The organism is Verrucosispora sp. WMMD1129 (assembly GCF_029581255.1).
Taxonomy (GTDB): domain Bacteria; phylum Actinomycetota; class Actinomycetes; order Mycobacteriales; family Micromonosporaceae; genus Micromonospora; species Micromonospora sediminimaris.
On record NZ_CP120741.1, the window covers coordinates 6,236,223 to 6,256,104 of the forward strand.

A 19,882-nucleotide genomic window follows, 5' to 3' on the forward strand; every position below is an offset into this window, starting at 1 on the left:
GGCGGATGGAGGCGCCAGGCAACTCCTGGCGGCACTGGTTGATCACGCTTACAGGCATGATTGCGCGGAATTGTCACCAGCAGCGTACGACCGTCACGTAATGCCAAATCGACCCTGCGGTGTCACGCCAGGGTGGTGGCGATCATCACCGCCTCGGCCATGGTCAGATCGCCTTCCAACCGATACGTCACCCCGGAGTCCGCCCAGATCAGCGTCGCGGCGGCGAGGCGGGCGCTCGCCTGGTGGGTGATCCCGTCGCGGTCCACGTAGGAGACCGGGTGCGGGCCACCGAGCCAAATCGCCTCGGCCGCGCCCACCTGCGTCCACTCGGCGTCCGACCCGCCGGCCTGCTTGAAGAAGACCGGATCGAGGCGGCCGTCGAAGGTGTCCAGGCGCAGGGCGCCGGCCCGGTAGAGCAGGCTCGCCACCCGGTATGCGCCGGTGCCGTCCGGGTCGGCCAGCAGCGCCTGCTCGGGCGGACCCAGCACGGCCGGCGTCCGGATCGGGAAGCGCACCAACCGGCGCGCCTCGTCGAGGGTGGCGGTGCGCTGTCCCGGCGGTGGTGACGGGACGCCGGTCGGTGCCGTCCGGTCGGGCGAGGTGCTGATGGTGACGCCGGCGAAGCGCAGCAGGCCCGCCATCGCGTCGGCGAGTGCGGCCCGTCCCGACGGCAGCATCACCAGCAGCGTTGCGAGCGCCGCCGCGAGCGCGTACCGCCAGCGCCGTCGGACCGCGACGCGGCGGGAGCGTGGTGCGGTGATCAGCCGGGCACGGACCCGGGCCGTGACGTCCGGTGGCTCGGGGGTCGACAGCCAGCCGGACAGGTCGCGTAGCTCCCGCTCCAGATCATCCACGGCTGACCTCCTCGACGGCGAGCAGGCCGCGCAGTTTCCCAAGTGCCCGCGAGGTGCGCGACTTCACGGTGCCCCGGGGCCAGCCCAGCATGGTGACCGTCTCGTCCTCGGTCAGATCCAGCAGGAACCGGCAGACGATCACCTCCCGGTCCCGCGACGGCAGCGACCGCAGTGCCCGCACGAGGGCGGCGCGGCGTTCCCCGGCGAGGACCGCGCCGACGGCGTCGTCCTCGACGATCTCCGAGCCCGACGCCACCCGCGCCGCACGCAGCGCCAGGCCGTTGCGCCGCTCCCGGCTGCGGTGCAGGTTGCGTGTCTCGTTCGCCACGATGGCCAGCAGCCAGGAGCGGAACGACGAGTCGCCGCGGTAACGGTCGAGCTTGCGGTACCCCTTCACGAACGCCTCCTGGATGACGTCCTCGGCATCGGAGCCCGCGCCGAGCAGCACCGCGGTCCGGTACGCGGCCGCGGTGTGCCGAGCGACCAGGGACTCGTACGCCGCCAGGTCACCTGCCTGCGCGCGGGTGACGAACTGCTCGTCGTCCAGGGCTACCTCCGGTGGGATCACCCCTACTGACACCGCTCGTGCCGACGAGGTTCCATCGCGCCGGGTGGGAACCCGGGACGGCCCGCCGGTGTCACCGGGTCATGATGGCGAACACGACGTTCTCGCGGCGTACCCTGCTGACCGCCCTGGCCGGGGCCGGCGCCGCCACCCTGGTCGGCTGCGAGCCGACCCCGGCCGCCGCCGACCCGCTACCGGACCCACTGCTCGTCACCCTCGACGGCGGCCTGACCGTGCTGCGTGGCACCGACCGGCAGCGGATCGGCGCCGGAGTGGCCACCGCCGACGGGCGGCTGGTGTGGACGGCCGCCGCCAACGGCGCCGACACCGACCTGTGGCGCGTCGACGCCGGCCGGGGCGACGCTTCCGAGCGGGTACGGCTGCCGGGCCGCTGGGTGCCGCAGACCGCCTCCACCGACGGCACCCGGCTGGCGCTCACCACCGAACGCCTCAGCGCCACCGGGGACCGGCCCGCCGGACGTGCCGAGACGCCTGTGTTGATCGCCGACGCCGCTGGGGTGCGGCAACGGCTGCGGCTGCCGGGCAACGTGGTGCCGGAGGCGTTCACCCACGACCTGGCCGGGCTGTTCGTGCTGGAGTGGCTGCCGCCGGCCGCGCCGGACCGCTACCGGGTACGCCTGGTCGACCTCGCCACCGGGGTCACCGGGCCGCTGCTCACCCGGGCCAAGACACCGGTGCCGGAGGGCGCGGAGGAGGAGATGCGTGGTGACGGACGGCAGGCGGTGCTGGCCCCGAACCGCGCCGTGCTCTACACGCTCTACACCCACCAGCCCGACCATCAGCACACCCGGGACCGGATCAGCGGCCGGCCGGGCAGCGACGTGCACGCCTTCGTGCACACGCTGCACCTGGAACAGCGGTGGGCGTACTGCGTGGATCTGCCGCACCCGTTCGGGGAGGGACCCGCCGACGGCCACACCATGGCCATCGCGCCGGACGGCGGCCGGCTCTACGTCGCCGACGTCGGCTCCGGCGCCGTCGCGGAGATCTCCACCGAGGAGCTGACCGTACGCCGCGTCGCCACCCTCGGCGCTGGCAGTGGTCCGGCGTTCGCGGCGGCCTCCACCGAGCGGCTGTTCCTCGGTGCCGGCACCGCCGTACGGGCCGTGGAACTGGCCGGTCTCGCCGTCACCGCCGAGCGGGCCACCGCCGACCCGGTCACCGGCGTCCTGCTCAGCCCGGACGACACTCGCCTCTACCTGGGCCAGCGGGCAGCGGTGTGCTGGCAGGATCCGGTGACCGGCGCGGAACTCGGCCGCGCCGCCGTGCCCGGTCTGGTGGGCCTGCACGCTCCCGCGCGGCCCGCCTGACCCGACATCGTCGATCCCCGACGCGGCCGGTCGTCGCCGAGGCCCGCCGCAGGCGGCAAGGGACTTCCAGCTAGCGGGCGTGGGCGGCGGCCAGGTCGGCGAGCAGACCCTCGCAGCTGCGGGCCACCACCTGCGCGCCCCGCCGCTGTGGCAGCGCGATTCCGGGATCCTCGGCATGCTCGCGCCACCGCCAGCGTGCCTCGGCGGCGGTCTCCCACAGCCACGCCAGTGTCGCGTCGGGCGCGATGCCCAGCCGGGCGGCCGGTTCGTCGCCGTCCCCGCCGACCAGCCGCCGCGCCTCGGCGGCCAGCTCGGCGTCGAACCCGAGCCGGCCGTCCCGCAGCGCGGCCAGCAGCCGGGATTCGGCGAACTCGTGCGCACCGGCGAGCAGCTGCTCCAGCGCGGCGAGCAGGTCGCCGGTGGCCGGACCCGGTTCGTCCCGCAGCAGCGCCTCCACCGCCGTCAGCGCCGACCGCGCCTTGAGCACGTGCCGGCGGTCGACGAAGAGGCGGTTGAGCGACTCGCGCAGCTCACCGAGCCCGCTGCGACGGACCAGCTCGGCGGCCAGCGCCACCCGGTTGTCGCAGCCGGTGCGGACGAGAGTGGCCGCCAGGCGGATCCCGACCACGCCGAGCCGCTCCAGCAGCGCGTTACGGGTGGCCGCGTCCAACCCGGCCGGTGGCTCGCCGCGGGCGAACCGCTCGGCGGAGAGGAGGTACGGCTCAAGCTCGGCGCGCGGCACCCGGGCCAGGGCCGCCAGCGCGGTGAACTCGGTCTCGCCGAGCACCCGGCCGGCCAGGCCGAGCAGCCCGCTGCACGGCACCACCGTCACGCAGAGCGAGTCGACGTGCGGGTCCCGTAGCGCCCGTCGGGCGAGCTGACGGGCGCCGAGCAGCGCGTCGACCCGACCACCACCGGATTCGTCCACCCGGGACAGCACCATGATCGTGTGGACGGGTGCGGCCTGCCCGACCACGCCCTCCCGGGTCGCCCCCAGGATCCGCAGGTCGGCTCCCCGGGCGTCGCGGGTCAGGTACAGCAGCGCGTCGGCCTCCCGCAGCACCCGCGCCAGCACCGGATCCGTTGCCTGCACGTCGGCTGCGCCGATCGCAGGTGTGTCCAGCAACGTCACCTGCCGCAGCGAGCGTGCCGGCCACCGCACCACGATGTCGCGCAGTTCCCCGGCGCGCCAACCGGTGAGGTCGACCCGCATCCCGGTGCCGGAGCGCAGCACCGTCAGCCGCTGCGGGGGGTGACTGGTGGAGTACCCGGTGGCGTCCGGCTGCGGCCCGTCCTCGTACCAGGTGAAGGCGCTCCCGTCGACCGGGGCCACCTCCTCGCCCATCAGGGCGTTGAGCAGGGTCGACTTGCCGCTGCGCCACCCGCCGACGACGGCGACCCGCAGCGGCTGGTCGTAGCGGGCCAACTGGTGCCGCAGCAGCTCGGTGGCCCGGGGGTTGTCGCGGTAGCCGTGCAGCGCCCGGTGCAGCAGGTCCCGGACCTCCGCGTCCAGTCGCCCGCCGGTCATGCCAGCGGCGCCAGCGGCGCCGGGCGGGCGGCGGTCACCTGCTGCGCCTGCTCATACAGCTCGGCCAGCCGGATCATCCGTTGCTGGATCTCCCGCTGGCGTCGCTCGCGTGCCGCCGCGTCGGTGTCGGCCGCCTCCTTGGCGCTGCGCAGCGACTCGATGATGGCGGTCTGCAACTCGTCGGTCAGGGCGGCGAAGTGATCCCGCAGTACCCGCTGCGCCCGGCGGGCCGCGTCCCGGCTGTCCTTGCTGACCTGGATGAAGAAGTCGTCGACGTGCCGCTGTACCGCCGCCTTGACCGTCGCCTGCCGACGGCGCAGCAACTGTTTGCCCTCGTCGCGGATGCTCTTGCCGCCGAACAGGGCACCGGCGCCGATCGAGATCGGGTTGATCATCGGCATGCCGGCCAGGGTCAGAGCCAGGCCGAACATCAGCAGCCCACCGTAGGAGCCCTTCATGCCGGTGAACATCTTCTGGCCGACGGTGAACCGGTCGACATTGGGACGTTCCAGCTCCGGCACGGGTGCGCCGTACTCCGCCGAGGCGGTCAGCGGCCACGGTGGCAGCGACCCGTGGCCGTACCGGGCGAACGACTCGGCGACCCGCCGGGCGATCCAGTCGCACCGCTGCACCAGCCACCGCCGGTTCGCCGCAGCCGCCTCGACGAGGCTCTCCTCCAGCCACTGCGCCACGGCGTCCCATGCCACAAGGGGGTCGGCGGTCTCGAACGCCTCGTCGACCATCCGCAGGATCTGCCGGGTACGGTCGCGCAGGTCGTGCTCGATGTCGGAGATCAGATCGGCCATCTCGTCGGTCAACGTGTTCTGCCAGCGGGTGGCGCACCGCCGAAGCTCGTCGACCTCCCGTTGCGCCGCGTGCAGCCGGGCCATCGGCGCGGACTCCTCGGCCGAGCGCTGGTCGGTCAGTTCGGCCCGTAGCGGGGCGGCGAGCTGCTCCACCACGGTGCGCGCGGTCAGCACCACGGCGGCCCGGGCCAGGGTGTCGGGCTTGGCGGCCAGGTGTCGCCGGAGCAGGGCGATCAGCGCCGGGAAGCCGGACTCCGCGTTGAGCGCGTGGTCGCCGGTGGCGGCAGCGTGCAGGCGCAGCGCGGCGGACACCGGGACCAAGGGGGCCGGTACCCCGGCGTCAGCCAGGTGCCGCCGGTTGCGGTCGGCCACGGCCCGCCAGTCCGGCACCAGGTCCGTTTTGGTCTGTACCACTGCCACGTTGGAGTGCGACCGGGTGAGGTGCAGCAACATGTTCAGCTCGTTGACCGCCAGGTCCCGGGTGGAGTCGGTGACCAGCAGCACGGTGTCCGCGCGGGCCAGGGCGGCGACCGGCGCGCCGGCGCCCACGGCGGCGAGGTCACCGCCGCCCGGCATGTCGACAAGCACCACGCCGGCGCCGAGCAGCGCTCGGGGCAGGCCGATCTCGATGTACGCGGGGCCGCCGCCGGGCAGCCGGCCGGTGCTGCCACCGACCCCGGCGGCGATCTGGTCGGTCGGCACCGGCGTCCGTTGCACGGCCGGCGGGTCGGCGGCCGGCGGCGTTCCCGGTCTCGTGAGTGGTGTCTGCACCACCGTCGCAGAGGCGACCTCGGCGTGCCGCAGCACCGTCGGCAGCACTGTGGTGGTTCCGTCGCCGACCGGGCAGACCGGTGCGTTGAGGATCGCGTTGACCAGTTGACTCTTGCCCTGGTTCGGCTCGCCGACCACCAGCACGGTCAACGTCGGATCGAGCAGGTGGGCGCGCTTGAGGCGGACCGCCTGAAGCAGATCACCCCGACCATGTTCCTGGCACGTGCGGGCGATGTCGTCGAGCGCGTCGAGCCAGATTCCCGCCATCACCGCACCAAGTGTGCTGAATTCGGCTCAATTATCAAGTGCGAGAAGTGGGCGGGGCCGGCACCGGATGGTGTCGACCCCGCCCGCTGGCGGGTGTCAGAGCAGACCGTCGGTGAGGCCCAGCACCCCGCTGGTCGAGGTGGAGGCCTCGCCGTGGGTTGCCGTGTCCCCGCTCACCGAACCACTGACCCCGCCGTCCAACAACCCCTTCGTGCCGCCGGTGACGGTCCCGGTGACGCCGCCCAACAGGCCATCGACCTGCCCGGTCACACCGCCCACAGTGGAGTCGAGGTCCAGCGACGGCACCACGCCGCCGGTGTCGCCGGTCAGGCCGAGCCCGCCCAGGGTGTCACCGACACCAAGCGAACCGACCAGATCGCCGACCTGACTGGTGGTGCCGGGAAGCAGACCGGACGTGGTGTCCAGCAGTCCGGAACTGGTCCCGTTCACCGCGGACACCGGGTCACCCACCGCGCCGGTGACGTCACCGAGCGCCGGCTCGGTGGTGCGGTCGAGTGGGGCCACCACGTCCGCGTCGAGGGTGTCGGCCACATCGTTCACGCCGGACAGATCCACGCCCACGCCGGTGGGGGTCACGCCGACGCCGACTCCCGGGAAGACGGTCGCCCCCGCGGTCACCGTCGACGGGTCGACGGCGATCGTGCCGAGCACGCCGGCCTTGACGTCCACCCCGGAGTGGGAGCTGCCGACGCTGATCTGCTGCGCCACGCTCTGCAACTGGCTGATCGCGTCGGTGGCGTCACCGACAAGCGGGTCGAGGCCGAGTTGCCCGGTCACCGGGGCGACCGGGGCGAGCCCCTGCACCGGGGCGTAGTCCACCACCAGCGGCACCACGTCCTGGACGTCGGCGGCCGTGATGTCACCGAGGCCGGCGGCCCGCAGCGCGCCCTCCGGGTCGAGGTCGAACGCCGACCGGGCGTCCGCGTCGGTCAGCAGGTTGAGCACGAAGTCGTGCAGGGTCTGGTCCATGTTGGGGGTTCTCTCCTCGGCGAAACGTCAACGACCGGTGATCGCCGATGACGCTACGGGCGGTGCCCGGGTCCGGGCATCGGGGACGATCCCGCAATCCGACCCGTCCGATTAGGGGCATCCGGGCTCTCGTACGTTAGGGGGAGTGGGGGACCGGCGCCCGCCGAAGTTGGGGCTCCTGATGCCGGAGTGATCTCTGGTACGAACGTAGGAGCCCACGGGGTCCCCCGGGGCGGCCCGCAACGGTGGGCCTGTCCGGCCCACCCCCACGGCCGACGCGGTCAAGGAAGAAAGCAGATGGCCTACGTGCTCGGGATCGACATCGGCAACACCAGCACCGTCGCCGCGGTCGCCCGGCACCGCGACGGGCACTGGGGTCACCCCGAGCCGGTCGCCCTGCACCCCGGACCGGGCCCGTTGCCGTCGACGCTGCTGCTGTCCACCGACGGCACATTCACCCTCGGTGAGGGTGGCGAATCGGAGCGTACCGCCCGGGGGGTGCTGAGCCGGGTCGGCGACGACGTGCCGCTGCTGCTCGCCGGTGAGCGGTACCGGCCGGAGACCCTCGTCGCGTTGCTCGCCGCGCACGTGGTCGATCAGGTCCACGGTGCCAGGGGCGCGCCGGCCGAGATGATCGTGCTCAGTCATCCCGCGTCCTGGGGACGGTACCGCTGCGACCTGCTGCACAACGCGTTGTGGGACTACGGCCTGGGTGCGGTGACGCTGCTACCCCGCACGGTCACCGTGGCGGAGGGACACGCCGCCCGGGGCTTCGCCGGTGGGGTCGCCGCCGTGTACGCGCTGGGTGGCGGCACCTTCGAGACCGCACTGGTCCGGCGCAACGCCCGGGACCGGTACGAGACCGTCGGCGTCCCCGCGACACTCACCCGGCTCGGCGGCGCCGACTTCGACGAGGCGCTGGCCGCGCACGTACGATCCGTGCTCGCCCGGGATCTGGCGACCGCCGGCCCCGGTGCCCGTACCGCTCTGCGTCAGCTGCCCGTCGAGTGTGAACGGGCCAAACGGGAGCTGACCGTCGGGTCGCAGACCGACGTGGCGTTGTCGCTGCCGACCGGGCCCGTCCGGGTGCCGGTGACCAGGCTGGAGTTCGAGGAGCTGATCCGGCCGGCGGTTCAGGCCACTGTGGAACTGTTGGCGCAGGCCGTCCGCGCCGCCGACCTGGCACCCGCGCAGCTCGATGGCGTGTTGCTGGCCGGCGGCGCCAGTCGGGTACCGCTGGTCGCCGAGCTGCTCGCCACGGCCGGCTTTCCGGTCGAGACCGCGCCCGATCCGCAGAACACGGCGGCGGCCGGTGCCGCCGCCGCCGGCACCCGGATCCTGTCCCCACGTCCGCTGCCGGCCGGCCCGCCGCCACCGGCCGGTCCACCCGCGACCGTCGGCACCCCCGCCGCCCTCGCGACCGCGTCCGTCGGATCGATGGCGCGCACCGTCGGTCCACCCGTGGGCCCGGCCGACGACCTGACCCCCCGCGAGGAGCCACCGCCCCGCCCGCCGATCCGCTACCCACCCCTCGACCTGCCGAAGCGATCTCGCCGAAAGCTGGCCCGCAACCGGGGACACGAAGGATGACCGCCATGATGACGAGCGCCGTGGCGGACAGCCCGCTGGTCCTCGACGCCGAACCCACCGACCTGCTCGACGCGATCACCGCGGACCCGGCCGCGCCGCTCGCTCTCGGGGTGACCGGACCGGGCGGCCACGGCCGCACCACCTACCTTCAGGAACTGGCCGGTCGGTACGCCCGGGCCGGCGTCACCGTCCATAGCGAGGTGCCGGCCACCGACGACGCGTACGTCCCCGACGCGGTGCTGTTGATCGACGATGCGCACCTGCTCGACGAGGCCCGGCTGGGTACGCTGCGGCGGCTGGTGTCCGACCGCCGGCACCGCATCGCGATCAGCTACCGACCGTGGCCCCGGCCGGCAGCGCTGGTCGAGCTGATCGACACGCTGCGTCGGGAGGGCCGCCAACTGCTGCTCACCCCGTTCACCCGGGCGCGCACCGCCGCGTACCTCGCCGCCGTGCCCCGCCTCGGCCGCCGCCCGGACCTGGTCGACTTCGTGCACAGCCAGACCGGCGGGGTGCCTCGGCACGTGGGATGGCTTGTCGACGGGCTGCGCGAGCAGGAGACGGCCACCGGCGTTCCGACCGAACCGCCTCGCCAGGTGGTCCTGCACCTCGGTCCCGACCTGGACCACCTCTCCTCCGACGTGCGACGGCTGCTGATCGCGTTGGCCGCCGGCGTTCCGCTGCCGGCCGAGGCGCTGCGTCCACTGCTGAACCGCGAACCGGCGGAGATCGACGACCTCGTCGCCGAAGCCCGCGCCGCCGGGCTGCTCGGCGCCGACGGCCGACCCACCCCGCTGGTCCGGCGGGCGGTGACGGCGCTGAGCCCGGCCGCCGACCGTACCGTCGTCTGGCATCTGCTCAGCGAACTCGCGCTCAGCCGTGGCGCACCGGTGTTGCCGCTGGTGCGCTCGCTGCTGGCGGCCGGTGTCGCCGGTGACTGCCCGGCCGCCACCCTGGAGGCGGCGGCGGAGGAGGCCCTCGGTGGCGAACCGGCGCTGGCGGCGCACCTGTTCGCCGCGGCGGGCGCCGCCGGCCGCCCCACCGGCGTCCGGCAAGCGGTCGCCGCCGCCCTCGCCGGTGACCTGGACCTCGCGCTGCGACTGGCCGACCGGCTGCTCACCACCGCGCCGCCGGACCAGCGGGCGGAGGCTGCGCTCGTCGCCGCCACCGCACTGGCCCATCGCGGACAGACCGACCGCAGCGTGGAGCTGTACCGCTGGTCCGGTGGGGTTAGCGCGTACGCTTTCGCCACGGTCGGCACGCTCGCCACCGCCCGTTCCACCGACCATCCCGAGCCCGTCCCGGACAGCCCGCCGACGTTGCAGGCCGGTGCCGCCCGGCTGATGGCCGACGGGGTACGCGAAAGTGTCCACGGCACCCCGTCGGCGGCCCTGTCCACTCTCGTGCAGGCGGCGGCCCTGCTCGAACCCGACGGGCGGGCGGTGCTGCTGCCGGACAGCCCCGCCGCGCTGGCGGCGCTGACCGCCGTGCACTGTGGTGAGCTGGACATCGCCGAGCGGGTCCTCGACCGCGCTCTGGCCAGCGGCATCGGCGGGCCGCTGCTGACCGGCCGACACCGGCTGTTGCGGGCCTGGATCCTGATGGCGCGGGGGCGGATCGCCGCCGCCGGTGAACAACTCGCCGAGGCGACCGCCGGTGCCGGGCTGGAGTCCCGCGACCTGCTCTTCGCCGCCGGGCTGACCATGGGCATCGCCCGGCGCGCGAGCGACCTCGGCGCGTTGCAGCGTGGCTGGGTGCCGGCGCTGGAGGCGGTGGTCCGCCATCCGGTCGACCTGTTCACGCTGCTGCCGCTGGGCGAGCTGGCCATCGCCGGTGCCCGCCTGGGTGACCTGGGTCGCCTCCAGCCCTACCTGCGGGCCGCCCACGAGTTGCTCGGCCGCCTGGCCGATCCGCCGCTGTGGCGTACGCCGCTGCACTGGAGCGGGCTGCATGCGGCGATCCTCACCGACGACCCGGTCGCCGCCGACGAGCACGTCAGCGCGCTGCTCGCCGCCGCCGGCCACAGCCGGTACGCCGCCGTGGTGGCCGCTGCGGCCGAGTGCTGGCTGGAGGTGCTGCGCGGCACCGTCGATCCGGTCCGGGTGGAGGCCGCCGCTCGGGGCCTGCACGACACCGGCCTGTGCTGGGACGGTGCCCGGCTGGCCGGGCAGGCCGCCATCCGCACCGCCGACCGGCGGGCGATGACGGCGTTGCTCGACTGCGCACGGGCGCTTCAGGGCCGGTCCGCCGCCGAGGACCGCAAGCCGGCGGCCGGCACCGTCTCGCCCCGGCTCAGCGACCGGGAGCGGGAAGTGGCCGAACTTGTCGTCGCCGGTCTCACCTATCGGGAGATCGGGGATCGGTTGTTCATCTCCGCCAAGACTGTGGAGCACCACGTGGCCCGGATGCGATCGCGGCTCAACTGCGCCAACCGCACCGACCTGTTGGCCCTGCTTCGAACCATTTTGGCTGACCCGTCGTACACCACGAACGGACAGCCGTGGCCCCGACGGGCCGCGAACTGAGCCTCGGACCGGCCCTCATCCGCCGGCTCCGCCAACGAGAGGATGTGCCATGACTACTGCGGTGGCCACCGCCGACAACCTCGGCCGCGCGCTCGACAACATCGTCGACCGTGTGCCGGGTGCCCAGTTCGCGGTGGTGCTCTCCCCGGACGGCCTCCTGCTGGGCGCCTCGCGGGGCATCGACGACGAACTCGCCAGCCAACTGTCCAGCATGGTCTGCGGTCTTCAGGCGCTGGGCCTGGCCGCCGCACGGGTCTGCGGGGACGGCGAACTGCACCAGGTGGTGGTGCAGATGTCCCGGGCGTTCCTGTTCCACGCCACCACCGGCAACGGCGCCGTCCTCGCCGTCGGGATCGACGGCGACGCGGAGGTCGGCGACATGGCGTACGAGGTGGCCATGTTCGTCGCCCAGGCCGGCGACAACCTGCCGGTGTACCTGGAGCCGGTGGTGGAACGCGTCGCGCTCCGGTGACGTCCGGCGGTCAGCCCCGGTCGCGGTGTGCGTCGTACTGCGGGGCCGGGTTGGCCACCTGCCAGAACTCCGCGGGCAGGAACGCGATGACATCGTCGTACTGACCGGCTTCCACGGCCTCGCGGATGGTGTCGAGGACCGCGCGGATGCCGGCGGTCGCCAGGTCGGGGTCGACGTCCGCCCGCCCACCGACCCGCTGCACGAACACGTCGAGGCCGAAGCGCTCGGCGTCCTCATGCGGGCCGAACGCGTACGCCCGCAGCCCCTCCGGCAGGTGGCCGGCGAGATCGCGCGCCTCGCCGCCGTCGATCCGCTCCGCCAGCGTGGTCAGCGTGGCTCGGGCGATGGCGGTCGCCTGCTCGGCCGAGGTCCCGGTGCGCTCCGCCACGGAGTCGATGAACTGCTCGTCGTCCACCTCGCCGTACCCCTTTCGCCGCGGATCCGGCGTCTACCCGCCCACCGGCGTCCCAAACGAACGCGTCCGGTGCAGCCGTCGGCTCCCGGATGATCGGATCGGGCCAGGACGATCGGGCGCGACGCGGGGCGCGCCGGCCAGTCTTGACGGCGGAAGGAGGCCTCATGATCTCGGCACTCAACCGGCTCGTCGACCTCGTCGAGGAGCACCTCACCGAGGAACTCGACGTCACCGGGGCAGCCCGGGCACTCGGCACGACCGAGTACCACCTGCGCCGGATGTTCTCGTCGCTGGCCGGCATGCCGCTGTCGGAGTACGTGCGCCGGCGGCGCATGACCGTCGCCGCCGCCGATGTCGTCCGCGGCGAGGACGACCTGCTCCGCATCGCGGTGCGGTACGGGTACGGCTCCACGGAGGCGTTCGGCCGGGCGTTCCGGGCCGTCCACGGCGTCGGCCCCGGTGAGGTACGCCGCGACGGAGGCCCCCTGCGTAGCCAACCACAGCTCAGGTTCCGCCTGACCGTCGAAGGGAGCGTCCCCGTGGACACCCGCATCGTCGACCGACCCGCGTTCCGGCTCATCGGACACGCCACCCGGGTTCCGCTCATCCACCACGGCGTCAACCCGCACATCCAGCGGCACGTCGCCGCGCTGCCGGCCGAGGAGCACCAGCGGCTCAAGGAACTCGGCGACACCGAGCCCGGTGGTCTGCTCCAGGTCACCGACGACGTCGATCCCGACGCCGTCGAGGGCACCGAGCTGACCTACCTGCACGGGGTCGCCGTCGGCCGCGACACCCCGGTCCCCAGCGACCTCGACCGCATCGAGGCGCCGGCCGGGACGTGGGCGGTCTTCCGCACCGCCGGACCGTACCCGCAGCAACTGCAACAGACCTGGGCCGCGACCGCGTCCGAATGGTTCCCGTCGAACCCTTGGCGGCTACGGCCGGGTCCGTCGATCGTCGCGATCCTCGATCGTGCGGCCGATTTCAGCACCGCCACCTGTGAGCTGTGGCTGCCCGTCGAACCAGACTGACGGGTACGGCGTCAGCGTCCTGGTAGAAGCCGGTGGGCACGCTCGTGCGGCGGGCCCACCGGTGACCGGAACTTCCGGAAGTATCTTGACGTGTTTGGTGGGATCGTTACGATCTGCGCAATGACCGCCCCCGCCCCGACCGACGTCCACCCCGCCTGGTTGCCGCCCGAGGCGTTCCGCGCCATCGGCTCCCGGCACTGTCTCGTAGTCGGTACCGCAGGGCTCATCGACACGGTCGTCGCCGAGGTCGAGCGGGCCTGCGCCGAGCACGGCGGCAGCGTCCGGCGGAAGGCGGAGGGGCCGCCGCCGAGCCTGGTGCTCGCCCTGGTCCCGGCCGTCGGCGACGGTGGACCCGCCGAGCTCGACGCCGCCCTGGCCGACCTGGAAACGGCAGCCGGTGGGCCGCTCGGCGCGGAAGGCTACGCCCTGGGCCGCCACGGCGAGGTCACGGTGCTGCTCGCCGACCAGCCGGCCGGGCTGCTCTACGGGCTGTTCCACCTGATCCGCCTCGGTGAAACGGCATTCGGCACACCGTACGCGGCCCAGCCGTACCGTCCCGCGATGCGCCGTCGCATGCTCGACCACTGGGACAACGTCGACGTGCACCCGGTGATGGGGCAGGTGGAACGCGGCTACGCCGGCGGCTCGATCTTCTGGCAGGCCGGCCAGCCCCGGCGGGACCGCGGGCGGGTGCGGGCGTACGCGCGCCTGCTGGCCGCCGTGGGAATCAACGCGGTGACGGTGAACAACGTAAACGTCCACGCCACCGAGGCGCGGCTGCTCACCGAGCGGCTCGACGACGTCGCCGAACTCGCCGACGAGTTTCGCCCGTACGGCATCCGGGTGCACCTGTCGGTCACCTTCGCCGCGCCGGTCGTCCTCGCCGGCCTGCCCACCGCGGATCCCCTCGACGACGCGGTGCGGGCCTGGTGGGCGGAGACCACCCGGGCGGTGTACGCCCGCATCCCCGACTTCGGCGGCTATGTGGTCAAGGCCGACTCGGAGGGCCAACCGGGCCCGTTCAGCTACGGCCGTGACCACGCCGACGGGGCGAACCTGCTCGCCGACGCGTTGGCTCCGCACGGCGGCGTGGTGCATTGGCGGGCCTTCGTCTACAACCACCGGCAGGACTGGCGCGACCGCACCACCGACCGGGCCCGGGCGGCGTTCGACCACTTCGCCCCGCTCGACGGCCGCTTTCGGGACAACGTCATCGTGCAGGTCAAGCACGGCCCGATGGATTTCCAGACCCGGGAACCCGTCTCCCCGGTGATCACCGCGATGCCCGGCACCCGGATGGCGGTGGAGTTCCAGGTGACGCAGGAGTACACCGGCCAGCAGCGGCACGTGTGCTATCTGGCTCCCTGGTGGAGCGAGGTGCTGCGGTTCGGCTGGGGCGACGACGGAGACACCGTCGCCGGTGTGGCCGCCGACGGTGGCGGCCTGGTCGCCGTCTCCAACGTGGGCGACGACCCGTTCTGGACCGGGCATCCGCTGGCCCAGGCCAACCTGTACGCGTTCGGCCGGCTGGCCTGGGATCCGCGGCTGCGACCGGCGGAGCTGCTCGACGAGTGGATCGAGCTGACGTTCCACCCGGACACCAGCGCCGACCCGGATCTGCTCCGCCGCACCCTGCACGAGATCATGGACGACTCGTGGCGCACCTACGAGCGCTACACCGCCCCGCTGGGCGTGGGATTCATGGTGCGGCCGGGCCTGCACTACGGCCCCGATGTCGACGGCTACGAGTACAGCCGGTGGGGCACGTACCATTTCGCCGACCGCGACGGCGTGGGCGTGGACCGTACCCGGGCGACCGGCACCGGCTTCACCGGCCAGTACCCGCGGCCCTGGTCCCGGGTGTACGAATCCCCGGAGACCTGCCCCGACGAGGTGCTGCTCTTCTTCCACCACGTGCCGTACGAGCATGTGCTGCACAGCGGTCGCACCGTCATCCAGCACATCTACGACACCCACTTCGACGGGGTGGCCGAGGTGGAGGCGGCCTGCCTGCGGTGGAAGTCGCTGGTCGGCCTGGTGGACGCGGCGGTGCACGCCCGAGTGACCGAGCGCCTCGACGAGCAGTTGCGCTGCGCGCGGGAGTGGCGTGACCAGATCAACGCCTACTTCCACCGCAAGTCCGGCGTTCCCGACGCGCACGGCCGGCCCCTGCACTGAGCCGGGCCTCGGCGACGCCGAACTGCGGCGACGGCCGGTGTCGTTGGCCTCAGGGTGCCTCGGCGCGGTAGCAGGCGAAGCGGCCGAACCACGCCTTACCCCCGCCGTTGCTCGCGACGCCGGTCAGGCCGGCGTCGCCCAGCGCGGCCAGCACCCGCTCGGGGAGGCTGGCGGCCACCCGGGCGATGCGGTGCGCCTTTCCGCCACGTCGGCCCGACGGTGTGCCGTCGATGTCGAGCAGGTGCAGTTCACCGCCGCGCCGCAGCACCCGCCTGACCTCCCGCAGCGCCCGGGCGCGTTCCTCGTCGTCCAGGTGGTGCAGCATGAACGCGGACAGCACCCGGTCGACGCTGTCGTCGGGCAGCGGCAGCGCGCCGGCGAACGCCTGCTCGTACCGGATCGGCAGCCCGTGCCGGGCGGCCTTGCGGCGGGCACGGCGTAGCGCGGCCGGGTCCGGGTCGATGCCCAGCGCGTCGATGTCCGGTACCCGACGCCCGAGCGCGGTCAGCAGGTTGCCGGTACCACAGCCGATCTCCAGGATCCGCTGACCGGACCGGAGGTTCGCCCGGTCCATCAGCTGCCCGTGGATACGCCCGACCCCGACGAGACGGGAGAACGGATCGTAGAGCGGAAGCAGCCAGTGCTTGCCCATGCCGGGCAGATACTGCTGCGCGTCGGTGCGGTGGGACTGTCCGGTCATGTGACGCTCCGATATCAGATGAAGTTCGGTCGTACTCTCAGCGTCATGGAGCACGACACCGTGGACAATGGCGCAACTGTGGACCGGATGCGACGAATTTTGGTTCCAGCCCCCAGTGCCGTCGGGGTGACCGGGCAGGGCGTGCCGGTCATCGGGTTCGGTCGGGTGCCCGGCCTCGCCCCTATCGCCGTGGCCCGTGTCCCACAGGGCACGCCGATTCCGGGCCCGGCCGCCAGCGGTGCCCACACCCACGACTTCCTGGTGCTCTTCTACGCGCACCGCGCCGACGGCAGGCTGGTGATCGACAGCCGCAGGTGGACGGTGACCGACGGGGACCTGTTCGTCATCGCGCCAGGGCAGGTCGTTTCCCTCCTCGACCCGATCGAGACGACGGTCACCGACGGATGGACGGTGTGGTTCCCGACCGACGTGGTGCGGCCCGGAAGGTCGGGGGCCTACTCGTCGTGGCGGTCACACCCCTTGCTCCTCCCGTTCGCCCACGGCACAGACCGGGCACAGCGGCTGCGCATCCCACCGTCCGACCGGGCGGGCTGGGTCGAGCGCTTCGCCGCACTGGACACCGAGCTGCGCGCCCGGCGTGACGGGCACCAGGAGGCCGCCCTCGCCCACCTGACCCTGCTGCTGGTGGCCGCGGCCCGGTTGCCGACCGGCGTCGCCGACCAGCTGCGATCGGCGGACGAGCCGATGCTCGCGGCCGTCTTCGACGTCATCGAGCGGCGCTACCAGGAACCCATCTCGCTCGCCGATGTCGCCGCCGAACTGGCGCTCACCGCCGGACATCTCACCACCGTGGTACGCCGTAAGACCGGCCGGACCGTCCAGCAGTGGATCGCGCAGCGCCGCATGCAACAGGCCCGCGTGCTGCTCACCGACACCAACCTGACCGTGGCCACGATCAGCCGCCGGAGCGGCTACCCCGACGTCAGCTACTTCATCAAACGCTTCCGCGCGGAACACGGGGTGACTCCGATCCAGTGGCGCGCCGCCGCCCCCGGCACCCAGTGACCGACCGTCGTCACGGAATGTCTGTCGGTCCCGGAGCGTAGCGTGCGGAGGTGTTCGCGACGAAGGAGCAGAGATGATCGACAGTAACGGCAGCCCGGATCTCGAGCCCGCGGCCCGCGCGCTGAAGGCGCTGCTGCGCGGGGTTACCGACGACCAGCTTGCCAATCCCACTCCGTGCGAGGGTTGGACGGTCGGCGACCTGCTCGACCATCTCATGGGGCTGACGCTCGCGTTCCGGACGGCCGCCGAGAAGGGGCCGGATCCCGCGCCGAACGGTCCGGGTGACCCCTCCGTCGACAGGCTCGACCCCCAGTGGCGCAGCCGACTGCCGGTGCAGCTCGACGAGCTGGTTGCCGCCTGGCGCGCGCCGGCCGCCCGGACGGGCGAGACCGCGGTCGGCGGGGTGCGGCTGCCGGCCGACATCATGGGCGTCGTCGCGCTGGACGAACTGGTCGTCCACGGATGGGATCTCGCCATCGCGACCGGGCAGCCGTACGACATCGATGACCAGACCCTCGACACGGTCCATCGCCTGGTGTCCCAACAGGCCAGCAGCGACGGCACCCCCGGCCTGTTCGGGCCGTCGATCACCCAGCCCGCCGACGCTCCGCTGCTCGACCGGGTTCTCGGGCTCACCGGCCGCAGCCGGAACTGGAGGCCGCTCACCTGATCTGTTCGGCGAGCGCGACCATGATGCCCGCCGGGCCGCGCAGGTAGCAGAGCCGGTAGCTGTCCTCAGCGGCCGCACCGGTCCAGGCACGTCCAGGGCCAGTCGGTGGCGATCCAGTTGGCGACGGCGGTGGCGAGCGGCTCGTCGAGGTCCGCCCGGTCGGCCCGCACCCAGGACTGGACGGTGACGTCGTACTCCTCAGAGGCCGACGGGTAAAGGTAGACGCAGCCGATGACGTCGCTGTCGACCGGGTCGAGGACGGTGAAGGTGAACCCGGTGCCCCTGGTGAAGTCGTCAGCGTGACGGCGCAGATCGGAGAGGTTCTTCTCCAGCGACATGCCGCTGACAGGTGGCCAGTTGCCGTCCGGGTATCCAGGCGTGGTGCGGATGTGCTCGATGCTCGACATCCAGGCGGCGTGATCCGCCACGTTGTGCTGCGGGCCCAACGGTTCGAGGCGGAACCGGTCGGTGATCAGCGATGTCGGCGGGGTGAAGCCGGCTGGTACGAAAGCGTCCGAGGTCATGGGCCGGGACGCTACTGCTCTTGCCGGTCTGCCCGCACCCGCGTTTACTCATGACACCGCTGCGGCGGTGACAACGATGTGGGAGGCGAACAGCCGATGGGCCCGTCTGATGCCCCGTCGCTGGGCTCGGCAGCATCTCGTCGTGCTGGTGCCGAGGATGCGCGGGCAGTCGCCGACCTGCTCATCGCTGCCCGCCGTGCCGCGGTCGGCGCGATTCCCGCGGCCGTGCATTCGGAGGCGGAGATCCGGGAGTGGGTCAGGGGCGTCGTCATCGCTGAACGGGAAGTGTGGCTGACGGAGGATGGTCACCAACTGCCGTTGGCCGTGCTGGTGCTGGACGGCCACTGGATCGACCAGCTCTATGTCGATCCCGCCTGGACCGGTCGTGGGTTGGGCTCTCAACTGATCGAGCTTGCCAAGTCCCGTCGGCCGGAGGGCCTTCAGCTGTGGACGTTCGCGACCAACACCGGCGCGCAGCGGTTCTACCGTCGGCACGGCTTCGTTCCGGTTGAGGCGACCGACGGGTCGCGTAACGAGGAGAAGGCACCGGACATCCGCTTTGCCTGGCTGCCGTCGTAGCTTCTACGAAAGCTGCCGCGAGCGGGTCGCTCCGACGTCGTGGGTGTCAACGCTGGCGAGGGTCGTTTCCGGCCCGGGTGTCCACGGTCAGCGACAGTGCCCGCGCGACGTCGCCCCAGGGGACGTACGAGAAGTTGGTGGCGTCGCGCTCGTCGTCCACGTCGGGTCCGGTCTCGGGCCCGTTCTGGGTTCGGAGGCGTTCCCACCCGCCTACGTCGTCGTACAGACATCGGTGGTTCGTGCCGGCGTCACCCGCGGACGAGTTCCCGACCACCGGCCAGCGACACCGTCTGGCCGTTGACGTGACCGTTCGCCGCCGAGGCCAGGTAGGTGACGGCGGTGGCGACGTCCTCGGGGGTGCAGATGCGGCCGGTTGGGGTCTTCGCCGACTCGGTGGCGACCGCTTCCGGCCCCAGGAACGGAGCGGTCAGTGCCTTGTCGGTGAGGGTGAAGCCGGGGCGCACGATGTTCGTCAGAATGCCGTGGCGGGCTTCCCGGACGGCGAGCACCCGCGCGGCGGTCTCCAGCGCGCCCTTTGCCGTGGCGTAGGCGAGTGGCCCCGCCATGGGCTGCGCGACGATGTCGGTCGACACGACGACGACGCGTCCCCAGCCGGTGGCGCGCATGGCTGGCAGCGCCGCATCGATCAGTGCCAGCGGACCGACGGTGTTGACGGCCAGCGACGTGGTGAGCCCACCGATCTCGTCGGTGTCGAAGGAGGGCCACTGCACGGCGTTGGCGATCAGGGCGGAGACCGGTCCGAGTCGTTCGGCGATCTCCTCGATGATGCCGGGCATGGCGGTCAGAGAGTGGTGATCCAGGTGGATGGCGCAGGCCCGGCCGCCGGCTCGCGTGATCGCCTCGACCACGTCGAGGGCGCTGTTGTGGTTGGTGTACCAGGACACGGCGACGGAGGCGCCATCGGCCGCCAGGCGCAGGGCGGTGGCACGGCCGATGGCCCCGGAGGCCCCGGTGACGAGGGCGACCTTGTTCGACAAACCGGTTTCCATGACAACTCCATAGTCGGCTATAGGTTAGTCGACTATGGATCAGTTGG

The 19,882-nt window shown here is 72.7% G+C and carries 18 protein-coding genes; 9 read left to right on the forward strand and 9 right to left on the reverse strand.

All coding sequences use genetic code 11. The annotated features are described in order from the left end of the window. Positions 1 to 122 precede the first annotated feature (122 nt). A complete protein-coding gene (locus O7624_RS28900) occupies positions 123 to 854 on the reverse strand; it encodes a hypothetical protein (protein WP_282238116.1) in 732 nt (243 codons plus the stop codon). Then, positions 847 to 1,419 carry an RNA polymerase sigma factor gene (locus tag O7624_RS28905; RefSeq protein WP_282240780.1) on the reverse strand — a complete coding sequence of 191 codons (573 nt, stop codon included), beginning with the start codon at positions 1,417 to 1,419 and terminating at the stop codon, positions 847 to 849. Before O7624_RS28905 ends, O7624_RS28900 begins: the two co-directional genes overlap by 8 nt. Before the next feature lie 83 nt (positions 1,420 to 1,502). Here O7624_RS28905 and O7624_RS28910 point away from each other — a divergent pair, with 83 nt between their 5' ends. Next, positions 1,503 to 2,750, forward strand: coding sequence for a hypothetical protein (locus O7624_RS28910; protein WP_282238117.1), 1,248 nt, complete (start codon positions 1,503 to 1,505; stop codon positions 2,748 to 2,750). Positions 2,751 to 2,820: 70 nt separating this feature from the next. Here O7624_RS28910 and O7624_RS28915 read toward each other — a convergent pair whose 3' ends face one another. The 3 genes from O7624_RS28915 to O7624_RS28925 all read right to left on the reverse strand — a co-directional run bounded on the left by O7624_RS28915 (position 2,821) and on the right by O7624_RS28925 (position 7,112). Next, complete coding sequence (locus O7624_RS28915; protein WP_282238118.1) at positions 2,821 to 4,278, reverse strand: hypothetical protein; 1,458 nt, start codon at positions 4,276 to 4,278, stop codon at positions 2,821 to 2,823. Then, the gene (locus O7624_RS28920) at positions 4,275 to 6,122 is read right to left on the reverse strand and encodes a dynamin family protein (protein ID WP_282238119.1); all 1,848 of its coding nucleotides are present in this window, start codon (positions 6,120 to 6,122) and stop codon (positions 4,275 to 4,277) included. Before O7624_RS28920 ends, O7624_RS28915 begins: the two co-directional genes overlap by 4 nt. Before the next feature lie 96 nt (positions 6,123 to 6,218). Then, entirely contained in the window at positions 6,219 to 7,112 is an 894-nt protein-coding gene (locus O7624_RS28925; protein WP_282238120.1) for an IniB N-terminal domain-containing protein, read from the reverse strand. Positions 7,113 to 7,409: 297 nt separating this feature from the next. Here O7624_RS28925 and O7624_RS28930 point away from each other — a divergent pair, with 297 nt between their 5' ends. From O7624_RS28930 to O7624_RS28940, 3 genes are read left to right on the forward strand one after another with little or no spacing between them, the layout of a single operon-like run. After that, the gene (locus tag O7624_RS28930) at positions 7,410 to 8,702 is read left to right on the forward strand and encodes an Hsp70 family protein (RefSeq protein ID WP_282238121.1); all 1,293 of its coding nucleotides are present in this window, start codon (positions 7,410 to 7,412) and stop codon (positions 8,700 to 8,702) included. A gap of 5 nt (positions 8,703 to 8,707) precedes the next feature. Continuing rightward, positions 8,708 to 11,227: a helix-turn-helix transcriptional regulator gene (locus O7624_RS28935; protein WP_282238122.1), complete on the forward strand. Its 2,520-nt coding sequence runs from the start codon at positions 8,708 to 8,710 to the stop codon at positions 11,225 to 11,227. A 49-nt stretch (positions 11,228 to 11,276) separates the two neighbouring features. Next, positions 11,277 to 11,699, forward strand: coding sequence for a roadblock/LC7 domain-containing protein (locus O7624_RS28940; protein WP_282238123.1), 423 nt, complete (start codon positions 11,277 to 11,279; stop codon positions 11,697 to 11,699). 10 nt (positions 11,700 to 11,709) lie between these two features. Here O7624_RS28940 and O7624_RS28945 read toward each other — a convergent pair whose 3' ends face one another. Next, the gene (locus O7624_RS28945) at positions 11,710 to 12,114 is read right to left on the reverse strand and encodes a DUF2267 domain-containing protein (RefSeq protein ID WP_282238124.1); all 405 of its coding nucleotides are present in this window, start codon (positions 12,112 to 12,114) and stop codon (positions 11,710 to 11,712) included. A 164-nt stretch (positions 12,115 to 12,278) separates the two neighbouring features. Between O7624_RS28945 and O7624_RS28950 the strand changes: the two genes are divergently transcribed. Further along, positions 12,279 to 13,148, forward strand: a complete 870-nt coding sequence (locus tag O7624_RS28950; protein ID WP_282238125.1) for an AraC family transcriptional regulator — start codon at positions 12,279 to 12,281, stop codon at positions 13,146 to 13,148. A 120-nt stretch (positions 13,149 to 13,268) separates the two neighbouring features. After that, positions 13,269 to 15,326, forward strand: coding sequence for an alpha-glucuronidase (locus tag O7624_RS28955; protein WP_282238126.1), 2,058 nt, complete (start codon positions 13,269 to 13,271; stop codon positions 15,324 to 15,326). A 49-nt stretch (positions 15,327 to 15,375) separates the two neighbouring features. Here the strand turns inward: O7624_RS28955 and O7624_RS28960 are convergent, their stop codons facing one another. Continuing rightward, positions 15,376 to 16,026, reverse strand: coding sequence for a class I SAM-dependent methyltransferase (locus tag O7624_RS28960; protein WP_282238127.1), 651 nt, complete (start codon positions 16,024 to 16,026; stop codon positions 15,376 to 15,378). 141 nt (positions 16,027 to 16,167) lie between these two features. On the opposite strand from O7624_RS28960, the gene O7624_RS28965 reads away from it, so the two are divergent. Further along, entirely contained in the window at positions 16,168 to 17,052 is an 885-nt protein-coding gene (locus O7624_RS28965; protein WP_282240781.1) for an AraC family transcriptional regulator, read from the forward strand. A gap of 73 nt (positions 17,053 to 17,125) precedes the next feature. Then, complete coding sequence (locus tag O7624_RS28970; protein WP_282238128.1) at positions 17,126 to 17,722, forward strand: TIGR03086 family metal-binding protein; 597 nt, start codon at positions 17,126 to 17,128, stop codon at positions 17,720 to 17,722. 65 nt (positions 17,723 to 17,787) lie between these two features. On the opposite strand, the gene O7624_RS28975 is transcribed toward O7624_RS28970, so the two are convergent. Then, positions 17,788 to 18,246 (reverse strand): N-acetyltransferase, encoded by a 459-nt coding sequence (locus O7624_RS28975; protein ID WP_282238129.1) that lies wholly within the window; start codon positions 18,244 to 18,246, stop codon positions 17,788 to 17,790. Between the two features lie 96 nt (positions 18,247 to 18,342). On the opposite strand from O7624_RS28975, the gene O7624_RS28980 reads away from it, so the two are divergent. After that, entirely contained in the window at positions 18,343 to 18,825 is a 483-nt protein-coding gene (locus tag O7624_RS28980) for a GNAT family N-acetyltransferase (protein WP_282238130.1), read from the forward strand. Between the two features lie 248 nt (positions 18,826 to 19,073). Here O7624_RS28980 and O7624_RS28985 read toward each other — a convergent pair whose 3' ends face one another. Beyond that, positions 19,074 to 19,835 carry an SDR family oxidoreductase gene (locus O7624_RS28985; RefSeq protein WP_282238131.1) on the reverse strand — a complete coding sequence of 254 codons (762 nt, stop codon included), beginning with the start codon at positions 19,833 to 19,835 and terminating at the stop codon, positions 19,074 to 19,076. Positions 19,836 to 19,882 lie beyond the last annotated feature (47 nt).